Raw genomic sequence first — 8,465 nt, forward strand, 5'->3', positions numbered from 1 at the left:
ACCATTTCTGGTGAAGACTCAACTTTTTATTATATTCTTTTTCAAATGTTGAAATAATTTTCCGAGTTAACAAAATATATTCCTGTGATAAGTCAGAGACAATACTAATTAATTTATTATTAATATTCTTATTTTTACACGAAAATATTTTGTAATTTAAGTTGGTTAAATCAACTTTTTGATTTCCTTTCTTTCCAAAAGCAATTCCTTTTCCCATTACAATTATTTCATCGCCATTTTCATCTAAAGATATAAATGCATTATTATTTAATACTTTTTCAATATACATCTATCTTCCTCTCCCATCATCAATCTGACCTCGAAATGAATATAAAAAAAGGCAAAACCCTCCCTATAGAAGTGGGTTTTGCCTGCCTAACCAGTTACAATCCTTACCATCATCATATCATGCGAATATCTATTTGTAAAGATTTGGGATAGCGTTTTACAAAAATAATTAATTTGAAAATATTTAAAGACTATAAGCTCATCACCCAAACGCATTGTTGATTTTAAAAAAATATTTTCTTATTTAAAATGACGTTTAAATTATATGGAAAACAACTCATTTTAACACTTAAATTCATCGTTTTAATAGAAAAAATCATCAAGGGCTATTTCTGGTAAAGACTCAGAATATAAATAAAATTTTCCCTTCTACAACTAGATAATATACTTAATTTCATAAGGAAATGGAAGATGTTTTAATCCGAATTCAAAGAGTTCTTTGATTTCAGCGATAACTTCTTTTGGATAGACATATTTTCCATAACCAAATTGACCATATTTATAAGTCCGTTCAGCTTCATTCATGGGAAGTTGGCTTTCTTCAAAGACTTGAAGGATATGGTTTTTAGCGGTTGGTGTAAATCGATGGGAGATGATTTCAAAAGTGATGGGATGTTGTGACTCTTCATTTGGAAGAAAGTCTTTTAACATTTTAATAAGCATGAGGTAATCCTCTTTCCAGTTGGGATAGATGAAAACCGGCGCAATTAAAAATCCAACGGGGTATCCTGCTTTTATTGCTTTGCGGGCTGCTTCAATTCGTTGTTTTGCTCTTGGGGTCCCATGTTCGAAACTTTCAATGACGGTATCTGTATTAATAGAAAAGCGCATTTCAGTATGCCCATTATGTTTGAGATGAAGTAAGTCATCTATATCGGTGAATTTTGTGACAAAGCGAAATCTTGTATTAGGATCTTTAGCAAAAAATTCAATGGATTTAGCTAAGGCATGCGTATAGGGTTCAACAGGGACAGGATCTGAGGTTGCGGATCCTTCAAAGATAGTTGGTCTAAACTTTCCAGTTTGAATATATCGTTTTGCTTTTTTTAAAATATCATCAATATTCACATAGATACGTGTGAATGGCTTATCTTTTAAATTCGTATTCAAATAACAGTACTCACATTTTCCAATGCAACCTGTCACGAGTGGCAGTTGATAATGTGCAGATGGCTTACATGATTGAAATTCAAGTGTTCGACGAACTCCAATGACAAGTACACGTTTTCCAATTTCATATTTTTCTTGAACATTTTTTCCTCTTAAAAAATTGACGCGATTACTTTCTAAAATATTAACTGGAATGTCCATCTTTTCAAACTTCTCTTTTAATTCATTCCCGAGTGGATAATCAAGTGCTTCTTTTTCAATATAAACGTGTTTCGGTTTAAACATACATATCCTCCTTTCTTATAATATTATTTTTCAAATTCGACAAAATATCGCATCATTTTTAATAAAGATGACGAAATCGTCACTTCAAGAACAGTTATTTATGGGTATAGTAAAACTAATGCGAAAGGATGGATTTTGATGGAAATTTTATTAATTGAGGATGACTCATCAATTATTATGGGATTAAGTTTTGCCTTGAAACAAGAAGGATTTCAGGTTCAATCAGTTGGTACGGTTAAAGAGGCTAAAGCATTATTAAACCAAAAGACGTTCGATTTGTTGCTTTTAGATGTTGGATTACCTGACGGTGATGGCTATGAAGTGTGTCAGTTTTTAAAAAGTTCAAATGCCACTCAAACACCTGTTATTTTCCTAACTGCTTGTGACGCTGAAGTTAATATTGTGATGGGATTAGAACTAGGAGCTGATGATTATATTACAAAACCTTTTGGTATTCGGGAGTTAATTGCACGTATCAAATCTGTGCTTCGCCGTAGCGGCAAGACACAAGCACAACCAAGTTCGTTAACATTTGGCAATGTCAGTTTAGATCTGGCTAAAGCTAAAGTATATAAACATTCCAAAGAAGTTTTGTTAACCGCACTTGAGTATCGTTTATTCTTGATACTTGTTCATCATAAAAATCAAGTGTTAAGTCGCGTTCAGCTACTTGATAGCATTTGGGATGTGGCTGGTGATTTTGTGAACGATAATACTCTAACAGTTTATATTAAGCGTCTTCGTGAAAAACTTGAAGACAATCCACAAAAACCAACTTTAATTCAAACCGTCCGAGGACTTGGCTATAAGTTAGAGGTGAAGGAATGAGCCGAAATAAAGAATTTTTCATCTTCATGAGTATCCAATTTATTTTAATGTGTTTAGTAACTATCGTTTGTCTGATCGTGAATGTACGCTTAGGGCTTTTTGTATTAGGGATGCAGGTGTTAATGTGGATTGCTTTTTTTATGTATCATCGCTGGCGATACATTCAAATAGCGAAGCTTTCTGAAACATTACGGCGCGTCAGTCTTGGACATTATGAATTAGAAATTCGAGATAATCAAGAAGGTGAACTTAGTATTTTAAAAAGTGAACTGTATAAAGTGACGTTACGGCTCAAAGAAGCAAATGAGTTACTTGAACAAGAAACACAGTATTTAGCAGATGCCATGTCTGATATTTCTCATCAATTAAAAACACCATTAACCTCGATGCGTATGATGAATGAATTATTAGCTGATCCCAATTTAGATGAACAAACACGACTGATGTTTATAAGTCAAAATAAAACTCAACTCGATCGTTTACAGTGGTTAGTCAGTTCATTATTAAAATTTGCGAAGCTCGATACAAAAACTGCTGATTTTAAACAAGAGATACTCTCAGTTAAAACTTTAATTCAACATGCGATTGAACCTTTAATGATTCCACTAGAAATTAAAGAGCAACAGTTTATCGTTCAAGGAGACGAGTGCAAAATTGTCGGTGATTTTCACTGGACTGTTGAGGCATTAACTAATATTTTTAAAAATGCGATTGAACATACGCCCGTTTGTGGAACGATTCAAGTAAATATACAAAAAAATCCGATTTATACAGAGATTACAATTAAAGATAATGGGGAAGGAATTGATAAAGAGGATCTTCCGTACTTATTTAAACGATTTTATCGTGGGAAAAATGCAAATCGTGATAGCGTCGGGATTGGACTTGCCATGGCCAAAAGTATTATTAATGAACAAAATGGTGATATATTAGTCGAAAGTATACTAGGTGTTGGAACAACCTTTAAATTAAAATTTTATAAACTCATTGTTTAAGTGACTATTCTGTCACTTTTTTAGTCACTAAGCTGTCACCTTCGAACGGTATACTTAAGTTATCAAATCAAACAAGGAGGATTAGAAATGGAAATTTTAAAAGTTGAACATGTTAGTAAAGTATATGGCGAAGGACCAACAGCCGTTAAAGCTTTAGATGATATTAGTTTTTCCGTTAATAAAGGAGAGTTCGTTGCGATTATTGGACCTTCAGGTTCTGGAAAATCAACATTACTTCATATTTTAGGGGGAGTCGATTATCCAAGTAGTGGGAATGTTTATATTGATCAAACAAATATTTATGACTTAAATGAGACACAGTTAGCTGTATTTCGTCGCCGACAAATCGGATTAATTTATCAATTTTATAACTTAATGCCTGTATTAAATGTACGTGAAAATGTTGCACTTCCTCTACTTCTTGATCACCGTAAGGTTGATGAAGCTCAATTAGATGAATTATTAAAAACACTCGGCCTAAGTGAACGTGTCAATCACCTTCCTAATGAATTATCAGGTGGTCAACAACAACGTGTTTCAATTGGACGTGCACTGATTAACTACCCTGCACTTGTGTTAGCCGATGAACCTACTGGAAATTTAGATGGGAAGAACAGCCAGGAGATCTTAGAATTATTAAAGTTATCGAATAAAAAATATAATCAAACATTAATTGTTATTACACATGATGAGAAAATTGCTTTACAAGCTGATCGTATCATTTCAATTGAAGATGGTCGCATCATGAAAGATGAGGTGATTCGTCGATGAACATTATTCAAAAGTTAACGATTAGTTATTTAAAAGAAAATAAAAGACAAACATTAGTGACATTAATTGGAGTTATTTTATCGGTGACGATGATCACAGCCGTTGCCACTTCAGCAGCATCATTTATGGATTTACTTCAACGACGCACGATTCAAATCGATGGAAACTGGCATGTTTTATATGAAGATGTTCCGAAAGAATCTTTATCTGTGATTGAAAATGACTCAGATACAAAAGCTACTTTCTATTCTCAATCACTTGGGCATGCTCGCTTAGATGAGAATAAGTATTCTAGTAAACCTTATTTTCATCTTCTTGCTTTTAATGAATCTGCACAAGAAGCTTTTCCTGTTAATTTAATTCAAGGACGTTTCCCTGCTAATTCACATGAGATTCTCTTATCAAAAGATGCAATTTATAATAGCGGTGTTAATTATCAAATTGGGGATACGATTACTTTGACGATTGGTCAACGTGTGAATGAGTTTGGAGAGTATTTATCTCCAAGTGATTGGGGAGGTGACTGTAACATAGAAACATTAGTTGATACAAAAGAATATACATTCACTATTGTTGGAATTACTTCTGAACCACGCTACATTTCGTCATGGGGCCCTGCTTTTACGGTGATTACTGCTTTAGATTCTGAATTAGATGCTACTCTTTCAAGTGTAGATGTTTCCGTGCAACTAAGTCATATTACACCAAAGCTTTATAACCATGCGATGCAAGTAGCAAGTGAAGCAAATGTTCCTAAAGACGCAACTGAGAGTCCAATGATTGCCTTTAATAAAGAGTTATTACGATTTTACGGTGTGACAGGAAATGATTCAATGAATCTGATGATTTATTCCCTTGCTTTCTTCTTTATGTGTGTGATTATGATAGGATCTGTGAGTGTCATTTATAATGCCTTCTCTATTTCAGCGAGTAAGCGAATGAAGCATTTAGGGATGCTTGCAAGTGTTGGGGCAACAAAAGCTCAAAAATGTAGCGCGATTTTGTTTGAAGGTGTTGTGATTGGAACAATTGCCATTCCACTAGGACTTTTATTTGGAACAATTGGAATGGGAGTCACTTTCAATCTTGTTAATCCTATTTTTCAATCAGCCGCTAATATGACGATCGCGCTTCGACTCGTCATTTCTGCTCCTTCCATTATTATTGCGATTTTATTTTCTATCTTAACTATTTTTATTTCAGCATGGATTCCTGCTCGTCGTGCAGCAAAGGTCTCACCGATGATTGCAATTCGTCAAAATACTGAAGTGAAAATTCCACGTCGAGCAGTCAAAACATCAAAAGTAGTCTCAAAGATCTTTGGAATTGAAGGTGATTTAGCTCTTAAAAATATTAAGCGCCAAAAACGCCGCTATCGTGCAACTGTCTTTTCCCTTATTTTAAGTTTTTCTTTATTTTTAATAACCACTTATTTTTTAAATACTTTACAGTCTGCTTATAATTTAACGTTGGAAACAATTAATTATGATTTATACATGAGTGGAGATAGTAATGATTATGGATACGCTCTAAGTCATTCTTCAGAAAGTCTTTTAATCGATGAAATTGTTAGCTTACCAAGTGTCAAAGACTATAACTATATTCAAAAAGCTTACACTTACACTTCAATTACAGAAGATCTTTTAACTGAACAAGCAATTGAACTTTTAAAAGGCGAACAATCAGATACAGACTTTTCAGCTTTACTCAATCAGTTTGAATTAAAAATTTATGGAATACGAGATGATGTCTTCAATCGTTATATTGATCAAAATAATGAAATAAGTAATTCGTCAACAATTCCAATCGTTGTCATTAATACAAACCAATTCTTAAAAGATAATAAATATATGCAGGTTAATCTATTAAAAGAAATCGATCATTTAACCTTTCACTCAAACGAATATCAATTTAACGTACTTGGTTATACAAGTGAGCTACCTATGGGAATAACTTACGATTTCCTTTCAAATAACATCCCTGTAATTACTCCTCTATCAGCTATTGAAGGGATGTTTGAGCAAGGTGTATTTGACGGAGGTTATAGCAATTTATCTCTCTATTTAACAAGTGATGATACTTCTACATTAGAGAATGAAATCGTCAATTTATATCAGGAAGCTAATTCATTAACAATGCCTAGTATTTTTAGTCTTCAAAAGTCGCATGAGTCACAGAAACAGCTAGAACTATTAATTTCAATTTTTGCCTATGGATTCATTTGTTTAATTACGCTTATCTGTCTCGTGAACGTGTTTAACACAATTACAACTAGTATGCTTCTTCGTACGCGTGAATTTGCTATGATTCGCTCGGTTGGAATGGATTCAAAATCATTTAATAAAATGATTCGATTTGAAAGTCTATTTTATGGATTAAAAGCATTATTATATGGAATCCCACTCAGTATCGGGTTAATGTACATCGTTTATCAAATTTTAAAATCAAATTTTGAAATACCATTTACTCTACCCTGGTCTTCATTTATCATTGCTATCTTTGGAATCTTTATTTTTGTTGGATTATCGATGTGGTACTCACTCATTCAAATAAGAAAACTAAACATTATCGACGCTTTGAAACAAGAAAATATATAAAAAGAAAGCTCATCAACAAATAGCAGTTGATGAGCTTTTTTAATTTTATAGGCTAGGACGCCTCTCATTCTAATAATTATATTATTTCCTCTAAACTAAGGATGAAAGTTAACATGGTAGCTATATAGAAACAGAAATGTATTTCATCATTCTATATCAGTCTTAGTTAATCGATTGCTTTAATACTAAGACAGACTATAGTCCAGCTAAAAGTTTTCCGATATGAAAAACTTATCTGGACTTATATATATTAAATTTTAATAAATTTCTTTAAGTTAAAAACATCTATTAGAAATAGCTGTTATATTTTTTGTTGATTTTTAAGTCGATGATAGCGGCGTGTTAAATAAATTTGTGCTAAAGCCGCTGATGGAATAGAAACAATCATTCCAACCATTCCTAAATAGTGTCCACCAATTAAGATAGCAATTAAGACCCAAACTGGATTTAATCCAACACTATTACTTAATAACTTTGGTTGAATAACATTTGCATCTAATTGTTGATAAATGGTTAATAAAATTAATGATAAGATGGCTAAATTTAAGCTTGAGAATAACCCCAGGACACAACCTAACAAAGCTCCTAAAATTGGCCCGATGTATGGAATAACATTTGTGACTCCTGTTACAAGTCCAACTAAGATGGCAAATGGATGACGAATGACTAATAAAATTAATGTTGAGAATACTCCAGCTAGGATTGCTGCAATTAATTGAGCAATTAAAAAACCACCAAACACTACATCTAAATCATGAAGCAGTTGTTTCATACGTTTTAAAAGTCTTGGTGATAATAATGCTTGAGCACCTTTATCCACCGAATTAATTAAGATTTCTTTATCTTTTAAGAAATAGATCGACAAAATAATCGTTGTTAACGTACTAATGGCAAATCCAGTTACATTCGTAATGACTCCAGTTCCTAACTGTAAGATTTGGGTCCCTATCGCACTTAGTAAATTAGTAATAAAGTTCGATATTTGATCAATTTGTTGTTGATTAATAAAGGATTCCACATACGGACCTAACTCTTTAATGTAATAATTCATACTTTCTTGAAACATTGGTAATGATTCTAATAATAATCGTAAATTTTTCATAATTGGTGGAATAATGCTATTAAATAAAACGTAAATAGACCCGACTACAAGGATGAATAAAAGTAAAATGGTGAATCCTCGACTAGCACCTGATGCTAGCTCCTTTTTAAATATTTTGCGACTTAAGTCTTTTAGCTTTTTTTCAATATATATCATTGGTCGATTTAAAACATAAGCAATTCCAAAAGCAATAATAACCGGACGAATTAATAAGATGAATGTATGAATCTGATTAGTAATCAGGCCTAAATTCTTTAAAATATAATAGATAAAGATTAATCCAACTCCGACAATGAATATACTTAAACAATTTAACCATAATTGCTTATTCTTTTTCAGTTGTTCTAGCATGACTAACACCTCATTTCAATAAATAGCTATGACATCATTTTACCATTATTATTATCTTTTTAAAGTTTTCTGTTTCTTTTTTTCAATATCATACAATTTTTATAAAATTTTTTGATATGATAGATTGTAATATTAAGT

General features: G+C 32.4%; 7 protein-coding genes. 4 read left to right on the forward strand and 3 right to left on the reverse strand.

What is annotated here, in order from left to right; genetic code table 11:
- Both NEH74_RS09230 and splB read right to left on the reverse strand, forming a co-directional pair.
- Window positions 1-289 (reverse strand): CAT RNA binding domain-containing protein (locus NEH74_RS09230; RefSeq protein WP_317453100.1); only part of this gene is annotated, 289 nt, incomplete at its 3' end.
- Window positions 290-663: 374 nt separating this feature from the next.
- Window positions 664-1,683 carry a spore photoproduct lyase gene (gene splB, locus NEH74_RS09235; RefSeq protein WP_055305792.1) on the reverse strand — a complete coding sequence of 340 codons (1,020 nt, stop codon included), beginning with the start codon at window positions 1,681-1,683 and terminating at the stop codon, window positions 664-666.
- Between the two features lie 138 nt (window positions 1,684-1,821).
- On the opposite strand from splB, the gene NEH74_RS09240 reads away from it, so the two are divergent.
- The 4 genes from NEH74_RS09240 to NEH74_RS09255 all read left to right on the forward strand — a co-directional run bounded on the left by NEH74_RS09240 (window position 1,822) and on the right by NEH74_RS09255 (window position 6,874).
- Window positions 1,822-2,511 (forward strand): response regulator transcription factor, encoded by a 690-nt coding sequence (locus NEH74_RS09240; RefSeq protein ID WP_055305793.1) that lies wholly within the window; start codon window positions 1,822-1,824, stop codon window positions 2,509-2,511.
- On the forward strand, window positions 2,508-3,506 hold the full coding sequence (locus NEH74_RS09245) for a sensor histidine kinase (protein ID WP_055305794.1): 999 nt from the start codon (window positions 2,508-2,510) through the stop codon (window positions 3,504-3,506). Before NEH74_RS09240 ends, NEH74_RS09245 begins: the two co-directional genes overlap by 4 nt.
- Before the next feature lie 87 nt (window positions 3,507-3,593).
- Complete coding sequence (locus NEH74_RS09250; protein WP_055305795.1) at window positions 3,594-4,277, forward strand: ABC transporter ATP-binding protein; 684 nt, start codon at window positions 3,594-3,596, stop codon at window positions 4,275-4,277.
- Window positions 4,274-6,874, forward strand: coding sequence for an ABC transporter permease (locus NEH74_RS09255; RefSeq protein WP_055305796.1), 2,601 nt, complete (start codon window positions 4,274-4,276; stop codon window positions 6,872-6,874). The genes NEH74_RS09250 and NEH74_RS09255 overlap by 4 nt, the downstream gene beginning before the upstream one ends.
- Before the next feature lie 301 nt (window positions 6,875-7,175).
- Here NEH74_RS09255 and NEH74_RS09260 read toward each other — a convergent pair whose 3' ends face one another.
- Entirely contained in the window at window positions 7,176-8,327 is a 1,152-nt protein-coding gene (locus NEH74_RS09260) for an AI-2E family transporter (RefSeq protein WP_055305797.1), read from the reverse strand.
- Between the last annotated feature and the right edge of the window lie 138 nt (window positions 8,328-8,465).

Origin of the sequence: Turicibacter sp. GALT-G1 (assembly GCF_025594995.1) — a bacterium.
GTDB lineage: Bacteria > Bacillota_I > Bacilli_A > MOL361 > Turicibacteraceae > Turicibacter > Turicibacter bilis.

Bases quoted from the DNA above. Each gene is read 5' to 3' on its own strand.
- NEH74_RS09255 (WP_055305796.1), top strand. From the start codon at position 4,274: ATGAACATTATTCAAAAGTTAACGATTAGTTATTTAAAAGAAAATAAA.
- NEH74_RS09245 (WP_055305794.1), top strand. From the start codon at position 2,508: ATGAGCCGAAATAAAGAATTTTTCATCTTCATGAGTATCCAATTTATT.
- NEH74_RS09240 (WP_055305793.1), top strand. From the start codon at position 1,822: ATGGAAATTTTATTAATTGAGGATGACTCATCAATTATTATGGGATTA.
- NEH74_RS09250 (WP_055305795.1), top strand. From the start codon at position 3,594: ATGGAAATTTTAAAAGTTGAACATGTTAGTAAAGTATATGGCGAAGGA.
- NEH74_RS09260 (WP_055305797.1), bottom strand. From the start codon at position 8,327: ATGCTAGAACAACTGAAAAAGAATAAGCAATTATGGTTAAATTGTTTA.
- splB (WP_055305792.1), bottom strand. From the start codon at position 1,683: ATGTTTAAACCGAAACACGTTTATATTGAAAAAGAAGCACTTGATTAT.